General features: G+C 72.7%; 15 protein-coding genes and 1 pseudogene. 9 read left to right on the top strand and 7 right to left on the bottom strand.

The annotated features are described in order from the left end of the window. Positions 1-13 precede the first annotated feature (13 nt). The 3 genes from OG589_RS21485 to OG589_RS21475 all read right to left on the bottom strand — a co-directional run bounded on the left by OG589_RS21485 (position 14) and on the right by OG589_RS21475 (position 5,734). The gene (locus OG589_RS21485; protein WP_405151670.1) at positions 14-1,504 is read right to left on the bottom strand and encodes a protein kinase domain-containing protein; all 1,491 of its coding nucleotides are present in this window, start codon (positions 1,502-1,504) and stop codon (positions 14-16) included. A 43-nt stretch (positions 1,505-1,547) separates the two neighbouring features. Beyond that, on the bottom strand, positions 1,548-3,050 hold the full coding sequence (locus OG589_RS21480) for a protein kinase domain-containing protein (protein WP_405151668.1): 1,503 nt from the start codon (positions 3,048-3,050) through the stop codon (positions 1,548-1,550). A gap of 68 nt (positions 3,051-3,118) precedes the next feature. Then, entirely contained in the window at positions 3,119-5,734 is a 2,616-nt protein-coding gene (locus tag OG589_RS21475; RefSeq protein WP_405151667.1) for a protein kinase domain-containing protein, read from the bottom strand. A gap of 314 nt (positions 5,735-6,048) precedes the next feature. Between OG589_RS21475 and OG589_RS21470 the strand changes: the two genes are divergently transcribed. The 4 genes and pseudogenes from OG589_RS21470 to OG589_RS21455 all read left to right on the top strand — a co-directional run bounded on the left by OG589_RS21470 (position 6,049) and on the right by OG589_RS21455 (position 10,511). After that, entirely contained in the window at positions 6,049-6,990 is a 942-nt protein-coding gene (locus OG589_RS21470) for a chorismate mutase (protein ID WP_405151665.1), read from the top strand. A 1-nt stretch (position 6,991) separates the two neighbouring features. After that, positions 6,992-7,108 (top strand): annotated as a pseudogene (locus tag OG589_RS21465) (AraC family transcriptional regulator); the annotation flags it as partial. Between the two features lie 309 nt (positions 7,109-7,417). Further along, positions 7,418-7,774, top strand: a complete 357-nt coding sequence (locus tag OG589_RS21460; protein WP_405151663.1) for a VOC family protein — start codon at positions 7,418-7,420, stop codon at positions 7,772-7,774. Positions 7,775-8,126: 352 nt separating this feature from the next. Next, entirely contained in the window at positions 8,127-10,511 is a 2,385-nt protein-coding gene (locus OG589_RS21455; protein ID WP_405151661.1) for an ATP-binding cassette domain-containing protein, read from the top strand. Positions 10,512-10,550: 39 nt separating this feature from the next. On the opposite strand, the gene OG589_RS21450 is transcribed toward OG589_RS21455, so the two are convergent. Together OG589_RS21450 and murA are read right to left on the bottom strand one after the other, a co-directional pair. After that, positions 10,551-12,887 (bottom strand): transglycosylase domain-containing protein, encoded by a 2,337-nt coding sequence (locus OG589_RS21450; RefSeq protein ID WP_405151659.1) that lies wholly within the window; start codon positions 12,885-12,887, stop codon positions 10,551-10,553. A 125-nt stretch (positions 12,888-13,012) separates the two neighbouring features. Then, entirely contained in the window at positions 13,013-14,317 is a 1,305-nt protein-coding gene (gene murA, locus OG589_RS21445; RefSeq protein WP_405151657.1) for a UDP-N-acetylglucosamine 1-carboxyvinyltransferase, read from the bottom strand. A gap of 117 nt (positions 14,318-14,434) precedes the next feature. Here murA and OG589_RS21440 point away from each other — a divergent pair, with 117 nt between their 5' ends. Beyond that, a complete protein-coding gene (locus tag OG589_RS21440; RefSeq protein WP_405151655.1) occupies positions 14,435-14,974 on the top strand; it encodes a hypothetical protein in 540 nt (179 codons plus the stop codon). Between the two features lie 12 nt (positions 14,975-14,986). Here the strand turns inward: OG589_RS21440 and OG589_RS21435 are convergent, their stop codons facing one another. Both OG589_RS21435 and ybaK read right to left on the bottom strand, forming a co-directional pair. Next, on the bottom strand, positions 14,987-16,390 hold the full coding sequence (locus OG589_RS21435; RefSeq protein ID WP_405151653.1) for an amidase: 1,404 nt from the start codon (positions 16,388-16,390) through the stop codon (positions 14,987-14,989). Between the two features lie 106 nt (positions 16,391-16,496). Further along, on the bottom strand, positions 16,497-16,997 hold the full coding sequence (gene ybaK, locus OG589_RS21430; RefSeq protein WP_405151651.1) for a Cys-tRNA(Pro) deacylase: 501 nt from the start codon (positions 16,995-16,997) through the stop codon (positions 16,497-16,499). A 101-nt stretch (positions 16,998-17,098) separates the two neighbouring features. On the opposite strand from ybaK, the gene hisD reads away from it, so the two are divergent. Genes hisD through OG589_RS21410 form a run of 4 tightly spaced genes read left to right on the top strand, consistent with a single transcriptional unit; the run spans position 17,099 to position 20,329 of the window. After that, on the top strand, positions 17,099-18,403 hold the full coding sequence (hisD, locus tag OG589_RS21425; RefSeq protein WP_405151649.1) for a histidinol dehydrogenase: 1,305 nt from the start codon (positions 17,099-17,101) through the stop codon (positions 18,401-18,403). Next, complete coding sequence (locus tag OG589_RS21420) at positions 18,400-19,560, top strand: histidinol-phosphate transaminase (RefSeq protein ID WP_405151647.1); 1,161 nt, start codon at positions 18,400-18,402, stop codon at positions 19,558-19,560. Before hisD ends, OG589_RS21420 begins: the two co-directional genes overlap by 4 nt. Further along, positions 19,557-20,177, top strand: coding sequence for an imidazoleglycerol-phosphate dehydratase HisB (hisB, locus tag OG589_RS21415; protein WP_405151645.1), 621 nt, complete (start codon positions 19,557-19,559; stop codon positions 20,175-20,177). Before OG589_RS21420 ends, hisB begins: the two co-directional genes overlap by 4 nt. Next, positions 20,174-20,329 (top strand): hypothetical protein, encoded by a 156-nt coding sequence (locus OG589_RS21410; RefSeq protein WP_405151643.1) that lies wholly within the window; start codon positions 20,174-20,176, stop codon positions 20,327-20,329. The genes hisB and OG589_RS21410 overlap by 4 nt, the downstream gene beginning before the upstream one ends. The last annotated feature ends 44 nt before the right edge of the window (positions 20,330-20,373 follow it).

Raw genomic sequence — 20,373 nt, 5'->3', positions numbered from 1 at the left:
GCCGTACGACCCTCTAGATCCCCGGCACCGGGATGCCGTGGTCGATGACGGCGCGCCCGTCGTTCTGGCCCGGGTCGCTCTCGCCGCCCCGGCTGTCGCCCTGACCGTCGCCGCCCTGGTCGCCGCGCGGGCCGGCCTCGCCCTCGCCGGGCGGCACGACGTTGTCGTCGCCCTTGTCGTTCTTGGTCTTCGTGGGCTTCGGGGTCGGCTCGGGCGAGGGCTTGTCCTTGCCCTTGTCCTTGGTCCTGTCCGGTTTGGGGCTCTCCTTGGTCGGCTCGGGCGCCGGGGCCGAGGACGTCGGCGTACGGGAGGATGGAGTCTGGTCCCGCTGCTGGTAGGTCTCCTGCGGCGTACGCCGGGTCACCGGCTCGGTGGAGGGCGTCACCGACACCGTCACCCGGACGGTCGGGGAATTCGTCGGCGTCAGGGCGGTGCCCGCCGACCGCGCGGTCACCCATGCCAGGCCCCCGGCCACCAGGCCGACGGAGACGATCAGCGCGGTGAGCCCCGCCAGGGCGATGCCGCGTCCTCCGGCGCCCGGCCGTGCCTGTGGGGGCACCGCACCGGGGGTGGTGAGGGCCGGCACCGGCGTGGGGTCGGTGGCGGGCGAGGAGACCGGTACGGGGATCGGCGGCGGCACAGGGGTGGCGGGAGCCGTCGGCTCTGGCTGGATGCCGGCCGCCACCATGCGCAGGTAGCCCTCCGCCTCCGTGGCGGTGAGCCGCTCCGCCGGGTCCTTGCGGAGCAGGCCCATGAGGACGGGGCCCATCGGCCCCGCCAGGCGCAGGGGCGCGGGCGGGTCGTGCATGACCGCGCCCAGCGTCGCCAGCGGGTTGCCGCGCTGGAACGGCGAGCGTCCCTCCGCCGCCACGTACAGCGTCACGCCGAGCGACCACAGGTCGGAGGCCCGCGTCGCCTGGCCGCCCTCGGCCCGCTCCGGCGCGATGAACGCCGGGGTGCCGATGAGCGTGCCCGTACGGGTGACGGGGGAGTCGTCGTCCAGCGTGGCGATGCCGAAGTCGGTGAGCACGGCCCGGCCGCCCTCGTGCGCGAGCAGCACGTTGTCGGGCTTGACGTCCCGGTGCAGCACCCCTGCCTGGTGCGCGGCGCGCAGGGCCGAGAGCACCTGCAGGCCGATCTCGGCCACGCGGGCGGGCGGAAGCGGTCCCTGGTCGCGGACCACGGCGCCCAGGGTCTCGGACGGCACGAGCTGCAGCACGATCCAGGGGTGGCCGCTCTCCTCGAACACGTCGTAGACGGTGGCGACGCCGGGGTGGCCCACCCGTCCCGCGGCGCGGGCCTCGCGGAAGGTGCGGACCGAGAAGATCTCCCGTTCGGGCCCGGTCAGCTCCGGAGGCGCGATCAGCTCCTTGACGGCGACTTCGCGGCCGAGAATCTCGTCGTGGGCCCGCCAGACGGTGCCCATCCCACCTCGGCCGATTGGCTCAAGCAGACGGTATCGGCCTGCCACGACTCGGTCTGTGACCTGGGAGGAATCCGGCATGTCAGCCCAGCTACCCGGATTTTCGGGTCACATGCCCTCATATTCAGGACAAGCGGAATGTCTTCGCAAACCTATCGAAATAGGCAGATTCCTCTTTCCAGTCGTCCTGGGGGCTCTGCAGATAGATCGTGACCTGCCGTCCGCTCGCCGTGCTGAAGGCCCGGTCGAGAACGTGGACGGGAGCCGACCGCACCTTCCAGGTGAACTCCCAGTCGGCGGCCCGCCGGGCCCTGAAGGCGACGGACCGCAGCTCCAGGAGCTCGTAACCGGGCAGATTGCCCTCGGCCAGCGCCTGCTTCTCGACGTCACGCAGGGCGGCGAGCGGATCGCCGTCGGTCCAGGGAGTCAGGTCGACCAGCAGGTAACTCTGCGAGCCGGGAGGCCGGAACCACACGCGAGCCCCCTTGCGGTCGGACACCGCCCAGCCGTCCGGGAGAGCCAGGGAGAAGCCCAGCCGAGGATCGGTGTAGGTGCGCCAGCCGTCCGGAAGTGCGGAGGCGGGGGTGCGGGTGGCCGTCGGGGACGGCGGGGAGCTGGACGGCATGGTGGCCGGCGAGGTGGCCGTAACGGAGGGGGAGATCGGCGTGGAGGGCCCGGCGGCGGTGCCCGCGAGCTCGCGGTAGCCGTACCACCCTGCCGCGCCGATCACGGCCAGGAGCAACGGCAGGCCCGCGACCAAGGCTAAGCGGGACCCCGGCGAGCGGCGCGCCCTCGGCACCCGCCCCGGGGGCCCGGCGGCCACCTGGCGCAGCGCCTCGGCCGCGGCGGCGGCCGGCATGCGCTCTTCTGGCTCCTTGCGCAGCAGGCCCTGGAGCACCGGGCCGAGCGGCCCCGCGAGCCGCGTGGGCTCGGGCTGGTCGTTGAGCACGGCCGCCATCGTCGGCACGGGCGCACCCCTGTCGAAGGGCGGCCTGCCCTCCACGGCGGCGTACAGCGTCGCGCCGAGTGACCACAGGTCGGACTGCGGGACGGCGGGATGGCCGCGCAGCCGCTCGGGCGGCATGAACGCGGGGGTGCCCGAGAGGTTGCCGGTCGTGGTGAGGGCCGTCTCGTCGGGCATCGTGGCGATGCCGAAGTCGGTCAGGACGACCCGGCCGTCCTCGGTGAGCAGGACGTTCTCGGGCTTCACGTCACGGTGGAGCACCCCGGCGGCGTGCGCCGCGCGGAGCGCGCCGAGGATCTGGGCGCCGATGCCCGCGACCGTGCGGGGATCGAGGGGACCGTCCGCGCGGACGACCTCGCCGAGCGAGCGGGAGCGGACCAGCTGCATGACGATCCAGGGCCGGCCGTCCTCCTCGATGACGTCGTGGACGACGACCACCGACGGATGGTCGAGGCGCCCGGCGGCCCGCGCCTCGCGGATCGTGCGCCGGTTGAAGGCCACGCGGTCTTCCTCGCTGATCGCGTGGTAGAGGACCTCCTTGACCGCGACAGGGCGGTCGAGGAGCTCGTCATGGGCACGCCAGACCACGCCCATGCCGCCACGGCCGATCGCCTCCAGCAGGTGATACCTGCCGGCGACCCGGCGCTGCGTCTCCGCGGTCACGTCGCCCCGCCCCTCCTTCGCCCGTTCCCGCATCGTCCCATAGCCGGGGCTTGCCTGGAGCGTGACCTTTACTTGGCGGGCTTGAAGGTCGCGGCGAGGGTGTCGAAGAGCTTTTTCTTCTTCTTCCAGTCCTCGTCCTGGGTCTTGAAGAGCAGCGCGTAGCCGTTGTTCTTGTCGGTGACGAAGCCGCGGTCGATCACGCGCGACCGGAACCGGCCGTCGCCGAAGGTGAACTCCCAGTCGGCCGCGGTCTTCCAGTAGCCCTTGACCTCTCTGATGGCGACCAGGCTGTAGCCGGGGAAGTTCCGGCTCATGCCCGGCGCGTCGCGCTGCCAGACCTTCAAGGCGTCCGACTCGGGGCTGGAGGTGTGGTGGACCTCCAGGTAGGTGTGCGCGTCCCCGCGGAAGCGCACCTCGCCGTTGCCCCTCCCGTCCACGCTCCATCCCTTCGGCAGCGCGACGGAGAACCCGCTCGAGTGCTTGTATTTGTGCCAGCCATCCGGGACGTCCCCGGGGCCCAGGGCGGTCGGTTCGGGGCTGGACGACGGCTTCGGCGTCTCGGTCGGCGACGAAGAAGGCGAGGACGGCGCTGACGGCGCCGGGGAGGCGCCCGAGGACGGCGCGGCCGAGCCGCCGGTCGCGGGATCGGTCGCCGGCGCCGAGGTGTGCTCGCCGGACGCCGACGTACCGCCGGAGGGCGTGTCGGCATTCCGCGCGCCCAGCCACAGGGCGACGGCCGCCACGACCAGGACCAGGGGAACGGCCACCAGCACGATGCGCGGGATCGGCACCGGGCGCCGCCCGGAGGCGCCGCCCTCGTCGTCGCCGGACGACAGGGGGATCAGCGGCGGCCCGACCGAGGTCGCGGCCGGGCCGACGGAGGTGACCGCCGGCCCCACGGAGGTCGCCGCGGGCGCGGCGGAGGCGTACGCGCCGGGTGCCTCCGACGCGGAGGGCGAGGCGTAGGGCCGCTTGCGCGACTCGGGGCGCGTCTCCGCCTCGCCGTCTCTCGACTGCCTCGGGATCTGCGTCGGCCGGTGCCTCTCGTACTGGTCGGCGGCCGAGACCGGCTCGGCGGCCGGCCGGGCGCGCTCCTCGGCGGGCCTCACCGGTTGCACGGGCGCGGCCTTGGGCCTGACCGGCTGGACGAGGGCAGAGGGCTTGACCGGCGCGGAGGCCGGGGGCTTGACGGGCTGTACCGGGGCGGAAGGCTTGCCCGGCCGCGCCGACGCCGAGGGCTTCTCGGAGGCGGGGGTGCCCGGCACCGGGGACGCGGCCTCCTCGGCCACCTCGTGCGCCGCGGTGTCACCGGCCGCCCGGACCTCCTCGGCTCCGGCCTCCTCGGCCGCGGCGGCCTGGTCCTCGGCTCCGGCGGCCTGGACCTGCGAGGCGGCCTCGGCCTCCTGGACCTCCTCGGCCTGCCCGGCGCCGGTCGCCGGTAGGCCGGGGACCTCCTGCGCGAGGACGGCGTCCTCATCCTGGACGGCGTCCTGCTCGTGGGCCTGCCGCCGCGCGGCCGCCTGGGCCTGTCCGGCGGCGGCGGAATCCTTGGCCGCCGGCCGCTTGGCGGCCTGGGCCCGCTTGAGCGACTGGACCTGTTCCAGCGCCTCGGCCCGCCCGCGTACGTCCGCGGGGGCCGGGGTCGCGCCGCGCGCGTCCGGCGCCCTGGGCGCGGGAACGGCCCCCTCCGCTCCGTCGGCCGCGCCGGGCCGGGGAGTCTCCGGCCGCGGCCGCGCGCCTTCGCGGGGCTGCCTCGGCTCCTTCGGCTGCTTGCGCGGAGGGCTGGTGGCGGGCATGGGCAGCGGGGTCGCGGGAAGCGTGCGCTGGCTCGTCATGGGGGCGGAGGAACGGTCCTCCGCGATGCTGCGCAGCATGCGTTCGGCCTGGTCGGCGGTCAGCCGCTCGGTGGGGTTCTTCTCCAGCAGGCCCGACAGGACGGCGCCGAGACGCCCGGCGCGGAGGGCGGGCTCCGGCTCGTCGTTCAGCACGGCGTGCATCGTGGCCATCGCCATGCCCTTGTCGTGCGGCGGGCGGCCCTCGACGGCGGCGTACAGCGTGGCGCCGAGCGACCACAGGTCGGACTCGCGCTGGGCGGAGTACCCGCGAAGACGCTCGGGGGCGATGAAGGCGGGCGTGCCGACGAGCCCGGTGCGGGTCATCGTCGTGTCGGTCTCCATGCGGGCGATGCCGAAGTCGGTCAGCACCACCCGGCCGTCATCGGTCAGCAGGACGTTCTCGGGCTTGACGTCCCGGTGCAGCACCCCGGCGGCGTGGGCGCTGCGCAGTGCCTCCAGGATCTGGAGCCCGATCTCGGCCGTCATGCGCATCGGCAGCGGCCCGTCGTCGCGCAGCACCTGGCCGAGTGACCGGGAGTCGACGAGCTGCATGACGATCCAGGGGCGGCCGTTCTCCTCGATGACGTCGTGCACCACGACGACGTTCGGGTGCGACAGCCGCCCGGCCGCCCGCGCCTCGCGCAGGGTGCGGCGGTTGAGCTCGGCGACCTCGTCGTCCTCGGGGTCGCCGGGATAACGGACTTCCTTGACGGCCACGGCGCGATCGAGCAGCTCATCGTGGGCGCGCCACACGATGCCCATGCCACCGCGGCCTATCGGCTCCAGTAGCTGGTAGCGGTTGGCCACGCGGCGCCCCTGCCGCCGCTCACCCGGCCGTGCTTCCGACATCACCCGCCGCTACCCCCTTCCAGGCCACTGAATCGTCCCATAGAGGTGCGCAGGTGCAAACGCGGCTCCAGCCATACCGTCCGGTATTTGAGATCGGGTGTCCACCAGGTGGCGCTCGCCTGATAACCTCGGTGCCATGACTTGCTGTTTCATGTTGATCCGGCCGGTTTCTCGGGGGCCGGTCACCTTCACATGATCTAGCCAACCATCCGGAGCCGGCAGAGGGCGGAGACGAGGGCGTCTCTGCCTTTTCGTCGTTCCAGACCCCCGCCGGCTCGCGGCCGTCGCGGCCGGCGCCCAAAGAGGGAGCCGACATGTCATCCACCGGGCAGCCGGGCACGCGCACCGTACGCATCGGGAGCCTCGCCGTGGGAGACGGCCCCGCGGTCGTCGTGGGAGGCGCCGCGGAACCCGCACCGGACGCCGACGCGCTGTGGCTCGGCCTGCGCGCCGACCACGAAGCGGGCCCCCGTGGAGCGGCCGCGATCGCCGGGGCCAGGGCCAGGTGGGACGGTCCCCTCCTGGTGGAGCCCGCCTCGGCCGCGGACCTTTCCGCGATCGCCGCGCACGCCGACGGGGTGGTGGTCGGCGTGGAGCAGGCCGGCGACCTCCCGCTCGTACGGGCGGCGGCGAGGCTCGGCCTCCCGATCGTGCTGCGCCGGGCTCCCGAGACCTCCCTGGACGACTGGCTGGAGCTGGCGGGTCACTGCGCGGCAGAGGGGAGCGGCGACGTCGTCCTGTGCGAGGGCGGCCGTACGCGGGCGGCCGACCTGGCGCTCCTGCGGGCCGCCGGGCAGCGGTCGGGACGCCCCGTGCTCGCGGCGCCGGGGGAGGACGCCGGGCTGGCGGGCGCGGCGGTGGCCGCCGGAGCGGACGGCCTGTGGCTCGCCCCGGAGGCCACCGCGGAGACGGTCGCGGCGGCGCGCGAGGCGGTGACGGTGATCGGCGCGCTCCTGCGCGCGGAGGCCCCCGCGACGCTGGCGGCGGCGCGGGGCGCCATCGACCGCGTCGACGCGGCGCTCGCCGTGCTGCTGGAGCGCAGGGCGGCCCTGGCGGGCACCGTCCAGAGGCTCAAGCCCGTCGGCGGCTTCGCCGGGCGCGACATGGAACGCGAGCGCCGGCTGGTCGCCGCGATGGCACTCAGGGCCCCCGTCCTCGGGGAGGCGCGGCTCGCGCCGATCATGAACGCCGTCATCGAAAGCGGCCTGCACCTCGCCGAAGAGGTAAGACTCGTGCAGCCAGGTACAGGCGTCTGAGTCCTACGGTGAGTCGCCGTACGGTTACCTGATGGCATGTCGCGTAGGGCGCGCGATGGCGCTGCTGCGCCGTGGCGACCTCAGCGTCACCGAGGTCCGCTTCGCGGTCGGCTGCGCGTGGCCGAACAGGTGCCCAGACCGGTCAGGAATCGAGAAGCGCCGCTCACCGGCCCGCACCTAGCCTGACCGCCATGGACACCACCATTCACCAGACCTTCCTCCCGCCCGACTATCCGGACGGATCCCTGGTCTTCTAACGCGGCACCCTCGGCTTCGAGGTCCGCGACGACGTCGGATACGGCGGGATGCGCTGGATCACGGCCGGCCCCGCCGACCGGCCCGGCACGTCGATTTCCGGGCTTCCCGTTCGTCCATAAGCTCGACAAGAGACACCGGGTCGATGTGACCCACGACTTCAGGAGTGACCATGACCGGATCTTCCACCCAGGGAATCAAGACCGTGCTGCATCCCGTGTCCGACCTGGCGGCGGCCAAGGCGGTGTACGCCGCCCTGCTCGGCGTACCGCCGCAGGCCGACGAGTCCTACTACGTCGGCTTCGAGGCCGCGGGCCAGCACATCGGGCTGGTGCCGGGCGGTGGGCCGCAGGGCATGACCTCGCCGGTGGCCTACTGGCACGTGCCGGACATCGAGGCGAAGCTGGCCGAGGTGACCGCCGCGGGTGCCACCGTGAAGGAGCCCGCGCACGACGTCGGTGGCGGCCGCCTGGTGGCCACCGTCACCGATCCCGATGGCAACGTCCTCGGGCTGCTTCAGGACCGATGAGCGCCGGCCCCCGCTTGAACGAGATGCCCGGCCGCGAGCTGATGCGCGACGGCCGCTGGTCGGTCTGACGCCTCGGCCGGGCGCGCCGCGTGGCCGGGGCCCCAGAGGCTCCACGGGCCGAAGCGGCGTGGATGCCTTGGTTCCTGCGCCGAGCGCGACCCGGCCGGCGTCAGCCGGACGGGCATTGCGCCACCCCCGCCGACACCGCCGATCAGGTAGACAGTGATCGTTGCCGCGACCGCGCCGATCAAGGAAAACCGGACATACTGCTCTAATCTGGTCAAATTTAGCCAGGCGACGCCGACGGAGACCGCGAAGGCGGTCCGCCCAACAGATGGAGACACAAGTGAGCATGGCCATGAGGACGGACACGCAGTCGCCTGCGCTTCACATTGCCGACAGCCACGATCTGATCCGCGTGCAGGGCGCGCGCGTGAACAACCTCAAGGACCTCAGCGTCGAGATCCCGAAGCGCCGGCTGACGGTGTTCACCGGCGTCTCCGGCTCGGGCAAGAGCTCGCTGGTGTTCGGCACGATCGCCGCGGAGTCGCAGCGGATGATCAACGAGACCTACAGCGCCTTCGTGCAGGGCTTCATGCCGACGCTGGCGCGGCCCGAGGTCGACGTACTCGACGGGCTGACGACCGCGATCATCGTCGACCAGCAGCGGATGGGTGCCGACCCCCGCTCCACCGTCGGCACCGCCACCGACGCCAACGCGATGCTGCGCATCCTCTTCAGCCGGCTCGGGCAGCCGCACATCGGCTCGCCCCAGGCGTTCTCCTTCAACGTCGCCTCGATCAGTGGATCAGGCGCGGTCGCGCTGGAGCGCGGCGGGAAGACCGTGAAGGAGCAGCGCAGCTTCAGTGTCACCGGCGGCATGTGTCCGCGGTGCGAGGGCCGGGGCTCGGTCAACGACATCGACCTGTCCGCGCTGTACGACGACAGCAAGTCGCTCAAAGAGGGTGCCCTCACGATCCCCGGCTACAGCATGGACGGCTGGTACGGCCGCATCTTCAGCGGCTCCGGCTTCTTCGATCCGGACAAGCCGATCAGCAAGTTCACGAAGAAGGAGCTCCACGACCTGCTCCACAAGGAGCCGACCAAGATCAAGGTCGACGGCATCAACCTGACGTACGAGGGCGTGATCCCGAGGATCCAGAAGTCGATGCTCTCCAAGGACGTCGACGCGATGCAGCCGCACATCCGTGCGTTCGTGGAGCGGGCGGTGACGTTCACCACCTGTCCCGAGTGCGGCGGCACCCGGCTCAGCGGGGCGGCCCGGTCTTCCAAGATCAAGGGGATCAACATCGCCGACGCCTGCGCGATGCAGATCAGCGACCTGGCCGAATGGGTTCACGGCCTCGACGAACCGTCGGTGGCGCCGCTGCTCGCCAAGCTGGCGCACACCCTCGACTCGTTCGTGGAGATCGGGCTGGGCTACCTCTCGCTCGACCGGCCCTCGGGCACGCTGTCGGGCGGCGAGGCGCAGCGCGTCAAGATGATCCGCCACCTCGGCTCCTCGCTGACCGACGTCACCTACGTCTTCGACGAGCCCACCATCGGGCTGCACCCGCACGACATCCAGCGGATGAACGACCTGCTGCTGCGGCTGCGGGACAAGGGCAACACGGTGCTCGTCGTGGAGCACAAGCCGGAGACGATCGTGATCGCCGACCACGTCGTCGACCTCGGCCCTGGTGCCGGTACGGCGGGCGGCACCGTCTGCTTCGAGGGCACCGTCGAGGGGCTGCGGGCCGGCGGCACCCTCACCGGCCGCCATTTCGACGACCGGGCCTCCCTCAAGGAGACGGTGCGGACGCCCACCGGCACGCTGGAGATCCGCGGCGCGACGGCGCACAACCTGCGCGACGTCGACGTCGACTTCCCGCTCGGGGTGCTTGTCGTCGTCACCGGCGTCGCCGGCTCCGGCAAGAGCTCGCTCGTGCACGGGTCGATCCACGCCGGCGCAGGTGTGGTGTCGGTCGACCAGGGCGCGATCCGCGGCTCGCGACGGAGCAATCCGGCGACCTACACCGGACTGCTCGACCCGATCCGCAAGGCGTTCGCGAAGGCCAACGGCGTGAAGCCGGCGCTGTTCAGCGCCAACTCCGAGGGCGCCTGCCCCACCTGCAACGGCGCAGGCGTCATCTACACCGACCTGGCGATGATGGCCGGCGTCGCCACGACCTGCGAGGAGTGCGAGGGGAAGCGGTTCCAGGCATCGGTGCTGGACCACCACCTCGGCGGCCGCGACATCAGCGAGGTGCTCGCGATGTCGGTGACCGAGGCCGTGGAGTTCTTCGGCGCCGGCGAGGCGCGCACGCCGGCCGCGCACGCCATCCTCAACCGGCTCGCCGACGTCGGGCTCGGCTACCTCAGCCTCGGCCAGCCGCTCACCACGCTGTCCGGCGGCGAGCGGCAGCGGCTCAAGCTGGCCACCCACATGGCCGAGAAGGGCGGCGTCTACGTCCTCGACGAGCCGACCACCGGCCTCCACCTCGCCGACGTCGAGCAGCTGCTCGGCCTGCTCGACCGGCTCGTCGACTCCGGCAAGTCGGTCATCGTCATCGAGCACCACCAGGCGGTCATGGCGCACGCCGACTGGATCATCGACCTCGGCCCCGGCGCCGGCCACGACGGCGGCCAGATCGTCTTCGAGGGCACACCCGCCGACCTCGTCGCCGCCCGCTCCACCCTCACCGGCGAGCACCTCGCGGCCTACGTCGCCACCTGACCGAGGCCCTCGCGAGGTCAAGCCTCTCCGGGCGCCGGCTCACCAGCCGTCGCGGTGGCGGTCGCGACGGTGGGTGGCCGAGCGGTCCCAGGGGTCTGTGGCGTCGTCGTCCAGGTAGTCGAGGTACCACGGGCGGCGGTGGCTTTCGCGGCCGTAGTACGGGTCCGAGCGGGCGCCGGGCGCGCGTCGCCAGCGGGGGCGGGGGCCGTGCTCTCGTCTGCCCTCGTCCCGCTCGTCTTCGGGGTACTCGCCGCGTCCCTCCTCCCCTCGGCGGGCGCGGGGGTCGGCACCGGCCATGTCCTCGGGTCTCAGGCCCGGAGTGGACCCGCCGCCGAACCGTCCCATGTCGGGCGGCGTGAACGAGGTCGGCGGGGTGTAGCGCAGCGCCGCCTCCATGGACTGCACCCAGATCGGCCCCGGCAGGGACGCCCCCTGGACGCCGCCGTAGGACTGGCCGCCGATCTCCACGTTGGTCAGCGGGTACTTGTAGGCGCCCCTGATGTCGCCGACGCTGACGGCCGCCGCCAGGTCGGGGGTGTACCCGGCGAACCAGGCCGAGGTGTAGCCGTTGTTGGTGCCCGTCTTGCCCGCGGCGGGCCTGCCGAGGCTCTGCCCCTTCATCGTGCCCCTGGTGAAGACCCCGGACAGGATGTGGCTGACCGCGTCGGCGACGTCCTGCTCGATGGCGTTTGTGCAGCTCGGCGAGATGGCCGTGCGCCTGCCGCGCCGCTCGGAGATCTCCAGGATCGCCATCGGGCGGCAGTAGCGGCCACGGGCCCCGAACGCCGCGAACGCGCTCGCCACCGTCACCGGGTCCATCTCGTTCACCCCGAGGGTGAAGGTCGGCACCTCCTTGAGCGGCTCCCCGTCCGCCCTGACGATGCCCAGCGACTTGGCCGTGCGCACCACGTCGCACAGCCCGACGTCGCGCTCCAGCATCATGTAGAAGATGTTCACCGACTGCCACGTGCCGGTGGACAGGCTGTGCGGGCCGCCCCTGCCCTCCCCGCCGGCGTTGTGGACCACCGCGTCGGGGTCGTTGACCTTCTTCCCCGCGCAGTTCCTGTACCCCGACGAGGGGGCGAAGCTGCCGGGCGTGTCGAAGCCCTGGTCGAACCGCCAGCCCTTCGCGAGGGCCGTGGCGAGCGTGAACGCCTTGAACGTCGACCCCGCCTGGAACCCCTGCCCGCCGCCGTGCGCGGTGTCGGCCGGCAGGTTGTAGGTCGTCTTGGGCCCGTCGTTCCGGTCACCGGGGTTGATCCCGTACTCCTTGCTCGCCGCCAGGGCGCGGATGCGCCCCGTGCCCGGCTCCACCATCGCCTCGGCCGCCACGTCGTTGTCCTTGGCGTGGACGTGCGCGGCGATGGCCTTCTCGGCGGCGCGCTGCGCGGTGCGGTCCAGGGTGGTCCTGATCACCAGGCCGTCGCGGTACAGGCGGCGCTCGCGCTCGGCGCGGGTCTGCCCGAAGGCGCGGTTGGTCGCGATCTCCTTCTGCACGTACAGGCAGAAGAACGGGAACTCGCTCTCCGAGCACCCGCCCGGCTCGGGCCGCAGGCTCAGGGCCAGCGGCGTCGCCTTGGCGGCGTCGGCCCTCACCTGCGGGATCATCTTGAGCTGCGCCATGCGGTCGAGCACCAGGTCGCGGCGTTCGAGCAGCCGCCTCTGGTGCACCTCGCCGAGGGTGGGGTCGGTGAAGTACGGCGTGCGCACGGCCCCCGCCAGGGTGGCGGCCTGGGCCGGGGTGAGCGCGGCGGCGGAGGTGCCGAAGAACCGCTGCGCCGCGGCCTGCACGCCGAACGCGCCCCCGCCGAAGTAGGCGATGTTGAGGTAGCGCACCAGGATCTGGTCCTTGGTGTACTTCCGCTCAAGCCCCATGGCGTACCGCAGCTCCTGGAGCTTCCTGCGGATGCTCGGCGCGCGGGCCATGTCGCGCTCGGCCTCGGAGTGGGCGTTCTGCAGCAGGATGTTCTTCACGAGCTGCTGGGTCAGCGAGGATCCGCCCTGCCGGATGCTGCCCGCCTTGGTGTTGGCGATGATCGCCCGCAGGGTGCCCTTGAGGTCGAGCCCCGCGTGCTCGTAGAACCGCGAGTCCTCGATGGCGACCATCGCCTTGAGCATGACGGGCGCGATCTTGCTGATGTCGACCGACTGCCGGTTCTGGACGTAGAACTGGGCGAACTGCTTGCCGTCCTTGTCGAGCAGCCGGGTGCGCTCGGGCAGCGGGGCCTCCCGCAGCATGGTCGGCACCTCGAAGAAGTCGTGCGCGGCGCTCCGCGTCAGGATGCCCGCGCCGCCCACCGCCGGGAGCGCGACGGCCGCGGCCAGCAGCCCGCCGACCACGCCCGCGACGCCGAGCGCCGCGATGCTCACCGCCACCGGACGCTCCCGGGGGCGGCGCCGCGTTGACTCGCCGCCGGGTGTTCGGCGGCCGTCGGATCCCGAGGTCACGGGGATAGAAGTGCGACCCAGGGAACGCTGGCAAACGCCCTACCGAGGAATCTTTACGCTTCCCGGTTGATCTTCAACCCAAGTGAGGTGAACTGGTCGAAAACGCGGTGGTAACCACGCTCGATGTGGTGGACGCCCCGCAGCGTCGAGGTGCCCTCGGCGACGGCCGCGGCCAGCACCCCGGAGAACCCGGCGCGGATGTCGGGCAGGGTGACGTCGGCGCCCCGGAGCTTGGAGACGCCCCTGACGACCGCGGAGTGCCGGGCGTTGGTGTCGTGGTAGCGGCACGCGGGCCCGCCGAGGCACACGTCGAAGATCTCGATCTCGCAGCCCATCTTCTGCAGGGCCGGCACGTAGACCAGGCGGTTCTCGAAGACGGTCTCGTGCAGCACCGACATGCCCTCGGCCTGCGTGAACAGGACCATCAGCGGAGTCTGCCAGTCGGTCATGAAGCCGGGGTGGGTGTCGGTCTGCACAGCGGCGGCCCGCAGGCCGTCCGGCGCGGAGGCGGTCAGCCAGTCGTCGGTGATGTCGAACGTCGCACCCATGCGGGCGAGGGTGGTGATGGCGGTGACCAGCCGGTCCTGCGGGCAGCCGTGCACCCGGACCTCGCCGCCGGTGATGAGCCCGGCCACCAGGTAGGAGAAGGCCTCGATGCGGTCGCCCGCGAGCCAGGTGGAGGCGCCGCGCAGGCGCTCGACGCCCTCGATGACGATGCGGCGGTCGGGGCTGAGCTCGATGCGCGCGCCCATGCGCTGCAGGAACAGTGCGAGCTCGACCACCTCGGGCTCGGTGGCCGCGCCCTTGATGACGGTCTTGCCCTCGGCGAGCACGGCGGACAGAAGGATGGTCTCGGTGGCGCCGACGCTGGGGTAGGGCAGCTCGATGCGGGTGCCGCGCAGCCGGGTGGCCTTGGCGAAGATGCCGGTGTCGCGCACCTCGACCTCGGCGCCCATCGCGCGGAGCGCCTCGACGTGGAAGTTGACCGGCCGCCGCCCGATGGGGTCGCCGCCGACGAGCGGGACGTACGCCTCACCGGCCAGGTGCAGCAGCGGGCCGAGCATCAGGATCGGGATGCGGTTGAGCCCGGTGAAGGCCTCCGGCACCCGGGGCCTGATCTCGGGGCCGCGCTCCAGGGTGATCTCGCCGCCGCTGATGTCGACCTCGATGCCGAGCGCCTCCAGCATCGCGGCGGTGATGCCGACCTCGCCCACCTCTGGAGCGTTGTGCAGCGTGCTCGGGCCGATGCCGAGCATCGCGGCGACCATGTGCTTGGACACCGCGTTCTTGGAACCGCGTACTTCGACGTCCCCCCGCAGAGGTCCGGACGACTCGATCAGCCATACCTCTTCGCTCACGGGGGACAGCCTAACGGGGGGACGGGCGTGCCAGGAGGCGCGGTGGCGGGGCTCACATCGGTACCATGTGCGGATCCGTACGCTGGGGCGGGGACGCGTGACAGGCGAGGTGATCGGGTGCGGCATCTGCGGGACTTCGGACTGACGATCTTCGTGCTCGCCCTCATGGGCGTGGCGGCGGGATTCCTGTGGTCGGCGCTCGCCCCCCGCACGCCGTACATCATCACCAAGGGCGGCCCTGAGCTGACCGACCCGACCACCCAGTCACTGATCGGGGCCGACGGCTGGTTCGCCGTGGTGACCGGTGTGGCGGGGCTGGCCTGCGGTGTCGTCGCGTACCTGATCGCGCGCAAGGGGGGGCGCCCGATCGCCCTGCTCGCCGGGCTCGCGGTCGGCGGCCTGCTCGCCGGCTTCCTCGCGCTCAGCGTCGGCACGTCGCTGGGCGGCTCGATGGTGCAGGCGGCGGCGCCGCGCTCGTCCGGCATCGGGTCCACGGTCGACGTGCTCGGCGTCACCGCGCGCGGCGTGCTGCTGAGCTGGGCGCTGGTCGCGGTCGCGATCTTCGGCATCCTGGAGGCCGTCGACGGCCGCGACACGCCGGAACCCGCGCCCGCGGCGGGCACCGGCACCGGCGAGGAGCCGGGCCAGAGCCCCTGACGGGTGCGGCGGCTAGCGGCCGAGCGCGGGGTGCCTGGCCCCGTGGCCGGTCGCCCGCTCGAAGGCGTGCGCGACCCTGAGCACCGTGAGGTCCTCCCACGGCCGCCCGACGATCTGCACCCCGACGGGCAGGCCGCCCGGGGTGAACCCGCACGGCACCGAGGCCGCCGGGGCGTGCAGTACCGAGATCCAGTACGCCGAGCGCATCCACGCCAGGTAGTCGGGCATCGGCGTGCCCGCCACCTCGGTGACGTACGGCTGGTCGACCGGGAACGGCGGCACCTGGCTGACCGGGGCGATCAGGACGTCGTGGTCGTCGAAGAAGGCGTTCATGCGCTGGAACAGGCGGCTGCGCAGGCGCTCGGCGCGCGCCAGGCCGGCGCCGGTGACCTCGCGCCCCCGCTCGACGTTCCAGGCGACGTTGGGGCCGACCTGGCCGGCGGGCAGGTCGCCGAAGGCGCTCGCGTAGTACCAGGCGCGGTAGGTGCGGAAGGCGTCCTCGGCGTCGGACAGGTCGAGCTCGACCTGCTCCACCTTGGCGCCGAGCCCGGCCAGCACGCCCGGCGCCCGCGCCGTCACGGCGGCCGTCTCGGGGTCCACGGGCAGCCCGCCGAGGTCGGGGCTCCAGGCCACCCGCAGGCCCGCCATGTCGCACTCCAGGGACCCGGCGAAGGCGGAGCCGTCCTCCCGGACGGCGAACGGCGAGGTGGGGGCGAAGCCGGAGATGACGCTCATCAGCAGCGCGGCGTCGCCGACGGTCCTCGCCAGGGGGCCCGCCACGCCGAGGGTGAACCAGGCCGAGGTGGCCGAGGCGTCCGGCACCCGCCCGGGGGTCGGGCGCAGCCCCACCACGTTGCAGAACGACGCGGGGTTGCGCAGGGACCCGCCCATGTCGGAGCCGTCGGCCAGCGGCACCATGCCGGAGGCCAGCGCGGCGGCGGCCCCTCCGCTGCTGCCGCCCGCGCTCCGGGTGAGGTCGTAGGGGTTGCGGGTGGGGCCGAACACCTCGTTGACGGTGTGCGAGCCGGTGCCGAACTCCGGCGTGTTGGTCTTGCCGACCGTGATCGCCCCGGCCGCCCTGGCGCGCCGGACCACGAGCGCGTCGGCGTCGGGCACGTGGTCGGCGAAGAGCGTCGAGCCGTACGTCGTGCGGATGCCGGCCGTGTCCGTCAGGTCCTTGTAGGCGATGGGCAGGCCGTGCAGCGGGCCACGCGGGCGGCCATGCGCGAAGTCGTCGTCGAGCCGCCTCGCCTCGGCGAGCGCCTGGTCGGCGACCAGCGTGACGACCGCGTTGACCTCGCCGTTGACCTCGTCGATGCGCCGCAGATGGGCCTCGGTCAGCTCGACCGCGCTGATCTGCCCGTCACGCAGGAGGCCCAGCATCTCGGTGGCGGACAGGTAGAACAACTCGGTCACTCTCGCTCCTTCGGGCACCCGGGGCACTTGCCTGGTCCTATGGCAGTTGACGCCAGTCTGGCGAGCCGAATCGCCGGAAGGCGATGGCAAGGGTTGCCAAGCGTGGTCAGGGGGCCTTGCCGATGGGAGCGGTGATCGCCCGGGTGAGGCGCACCAGCTCGGCGGGAGCCGTCTCGATCTGCAGCCCGCGCCGCCCCGCCGAGAAGTAGATCGTCTCGAACTCCAGCGCCGAGGAGTCGATCACGGTGGGCAGGGCCCTGCGCTGCCCCAGCGGGCTGATGCCGCCGACGACGTAGCCGGTGACCCGCTCGACCTTGGCCGCGTCGGCCATGGCCGCGCGCTTGCCGCCGAGGGCGGCGGCGAAGGCCTTCAGGTCGAGCTTGCCGGAGACGGGCACGACCGCGACCGCGAGGCCGGTCTCGACCTCGGCCACCAGGGTCTTGAAGATCCGCTCGTACGGCAGCCCGAGCGCGTCGGCGGCCTCCTCGCCGTAGGCCTGGGCGTTCGGATCGTGATCATACGGATGGAGGGTGAAACCGACCTCTGCCCTGGCCAGCGCCACGGTGGCGGGAGTGCCCTGGCCTCCCTTGTTCTTCGTCTTGCTCACGGCCCCCAGCTTAACGGCAAGTTAAAATCTACAATGTAAAGCCGCCGTCCGAATGGCGGACCGCAACCGGATCGGGGTGCCACCCTCCGTAGACTGGACCGGTGATATCCCGTATCGACCTGCGCGGGTCCCTGCCGGACGACCTGCGCGACGTGCTGCCCCGCGCCGAGCTTGACGTCGAGGCCGCCCTTTCCAAGGTGCGGCCCATCTGCGACGACGTGCGCCATAGGGGAGTGGCGGCCGTGCGGGAGCTGACCGCCCGGTTCGACGGTGTGGAGCTCGGCTCCACCCGCGTGCCCGCCGAGGCCCTCACCGGCGCCCTCGCCGGGCTCGACCCCGCCGTGCGCGCCGCGCTGGAGGAGTCCATCCGCAGGGCGCGCCTGGTCCACCGCGACCAGCGCAGGACCGACACCACCACCAAGGTCGTCCCCGGCGGCACGGTCACCGAGCGCTGGGTGCCCGTCGACCGGGTCGGCCTCTACGTCCCCGGCGGGCGCGCGGTCTACCCGTCGAGCGTCGTGATGAACGTCGTGCCCGCCCAGGAGGCGGGGGTGGCCTCCCTGGCGGTCACCTCCCCGCCGCAGGCCGACTTCGGAGGGCTGCCCCACCCGACCATCCTGGCGGCCTGCGCGCTGCTCGGCGTCGACGAGGTGTACGCCGTGGGCGGCGCCCAGGCGGTGGCGATGTTCGCCTACGGCACCGAGGAGTGCCCTCCGGTCCGCATGGTCACCGGTCCCGGCAACATCTGGGTCGCCGCCGCCAAGCGCCTGCTCAAGGGGCGTATCGGCATCGACTCCGAGGCGGGCCCGACCGAGATCGCCGTGCTCGCCGACGACACCGCCGACCCCGTCCACGTCGCCGCCGACCTGATCAGCCAGGCCGAGCACGACGTGATCGCCGCCGCCGTGCTGGTCACCACCAGCGAGACGCTCGCCGAGGCCGTCGAGAAGGAGCTTCCCGGCCAGGTCGCCGCCACGCGGCATTCCGAGCGCATCGCCGAGGCGCTCGCCGGTCCGCAGTCGGGCATCGTGCTGGTGTCCGGCCTCGACGACGGGCTCCGGGTCGTCGACGCCTACGCCGCCGAGCACCTGGAGATCCAGACGGCCGACCCCCACGCGGTCGCCGCCCGGGTCCGCAACGCCGGGGCGGTCTTCATCGGCCCGTACGCCCCGGTCTCCCTCGGCGACTACCTCGCGGGCTCCAACCACGTGCTCCCGACCGGCGGGTGCGCCTGCCACTCCTCGGGGCTCTCCGTGCAGACCTTCCTGCGCGGCATCCACGTGGTCGACTACACCCGCGAGGCCCTCGAGGAGGCCGCGCCGCACGTCTACGCGCTGTCGGAGGCCGAGGACCTCCCCGCGCACGGCGCCGCCGTCCGCGCGAGGTTCGGCGGGGGGTCCCGATGACCTCCCTGAGCTCGGGCCGGGCCGTGCGCCTCGGCGACCTGCCGATCCGCGACGACCTGCGCGGGCGCTCGCCGTACGGGGCGCCCCAGATCGACGTGCCGGTCCGGCTGAACACCAACGAGAACCCCTACCCGCCCTCGCCCGGCCTGGTCGACGATCTGGCCGAGGCCGTGCGGCGCGACGCCTCGGAGCTGAACCGCTATCCCGACAGGGACGCCGTGGCCCTGCGCGAGGATCTCGCGGCCTACCTCGGTCACGGCCTCGACGCCGGCCAGGTGTGGGCCGCCAACGGCTCCAACGAGGTGCTCCAGCAGATCCTCCAGGCGTTCGGGGGGCCGGGGAGGTCCGCGCTCGGCTTCGAGCCGTCGTACTCCATGCATCCGATCATCACGACCGGCGCCGCCACGCGGTGGATCTCCGGCGCCCGTGAGGACGACTTCGGCGTCGACCCGGGCAAGGCCGTCGCCGCGATCGAGGAGCACCGCCCCGACATCGTGTTCCTGACCAGCCCCAACAACCCGACGGGCACGGCACTGCCGCTTTCGGTCATCGAGCGGGTGGCCGAGGCCGCGCCGGGCATGGTCGTGGTCGACGAGGCGTACTTCGAGTTCGCGCGCACCGGCACACCGAGCGCGCTGAGCCTGCTGCCGGGCAACCCCCGGCTGATCGTCACCCGCACCATGTCGAAGGCGTTCGCCATGGCCGGCACCCGCCTCGGCTACCTGGCGGCCGACCCCGCCGTGATCGAGGCGCTGCTCCTGGTGCGCCTGCCGTACCATCTGTCGACGCTCACCCAGGCCGCCGCGCGGGTGGCCGTCGCGCACCGTGACGAGCTGCTCGGCACCGTCGAGGTGCTGCGCGCCGAGCGCGACGCCTGCGTGGCCTGGCTGAGGGAGCGTGGCCTGTCCGTGGCCGACTCCGACGCCAACTTCGTGCTGTTCGGCCGGTTCCCCGACCGCCACGCGGTGTGGGAGGCCCTGCTGGAGCGCGGCGTGCTGATCCGCGAGGTCGGCCCGCCCGAGTGGCTGCGCGTCTCCATCGGCACGGCCGGCGAGATGGCGGCCTTCCGCGAGGCCATGTCCGGCGCCCTTGCCGAGACCCGAGTAACTCCCGCGCCCGGCAGGCCCGCGCGCGACGACCTGGAGGAAATCCTGTGACCAGTCCCGCCGTGGGCGAGCCGAGGCCGAGGACCGGCCGCGTCGAGCGTACGACCAAGGAGACCTCGGTGCTGGTGGAGGTCGACCTGGACGGCACCGGCAGGGTCGAGGTGTCCACCGGTGTCGGGTTCTTCGACCACATGCTGGCCCAGCTCGGCAAGCACGGCCTGTTCGACCTGACCGTGAAGACCAACGGCGACCTGCACATCGACTCGCACCACACGATCGAGGACACCGCGCTCGCGCTGGGGGCCGCCTTCCGCGAGGCTCTGGGCGACAAGTCGGGCATCCGGAGGTTCGGGAACGCCGCCTGCCCGCTGGACGAGGCGCTGGCCGAGGTGACGGTCGATCTGTCGGGCCGCCCCTACCTGGTGCACTCCGAGCCCGAGGGCATGGCCCCGATGATCGGCCCGGAGTACGACACCACCCTCACCCGGCACATCCTGGAGTCCTTCGTCGCCCAGGCCGCCATCTGCCTGCACGTGCGCGTGCCGTACGGGCGCAACGCCCATCACATCGTCGAGGCGCAGTTCAAGGCCCTGGCCCGCGCGCTGCGCGAGGCCACAGAGCGCGACCCGCGCGCCACGGGCGTGCCCAGCACCAAGGGTGTCCTGTGAGCTCGAACTGGACCGCGGTCGCGATGGTCTTCATCGGCCTGTTCATGGCCGGCGGCATCTACTCGTTCCTCAAGCAGGGGCTGAAGCTCGGCGCCGTCGTCCTTGGGATCGGCGCCGTGCTCGCGATCACCGCGGGGGTGCTGTGGTGGTGAGCGCCGCCGTCCTCCACTCCGGTTCCCGCACCCTGGGGGTGATG

The organism is Sphaerisporangium sp. NBC_01403 (assembly GCF_045040145.1).
Lineage (GTDB): Bacteria > Actinomycetota > Actinomycetes > Streptosporangiales > Streptosporangiaceae > Sphaerisporangium > Sphaerisporangium viridialbum.
Note: the sequence above shows the minus strand (reverse complement) of the source record. Positions and strands in the feature narration are given on the sequence as shown.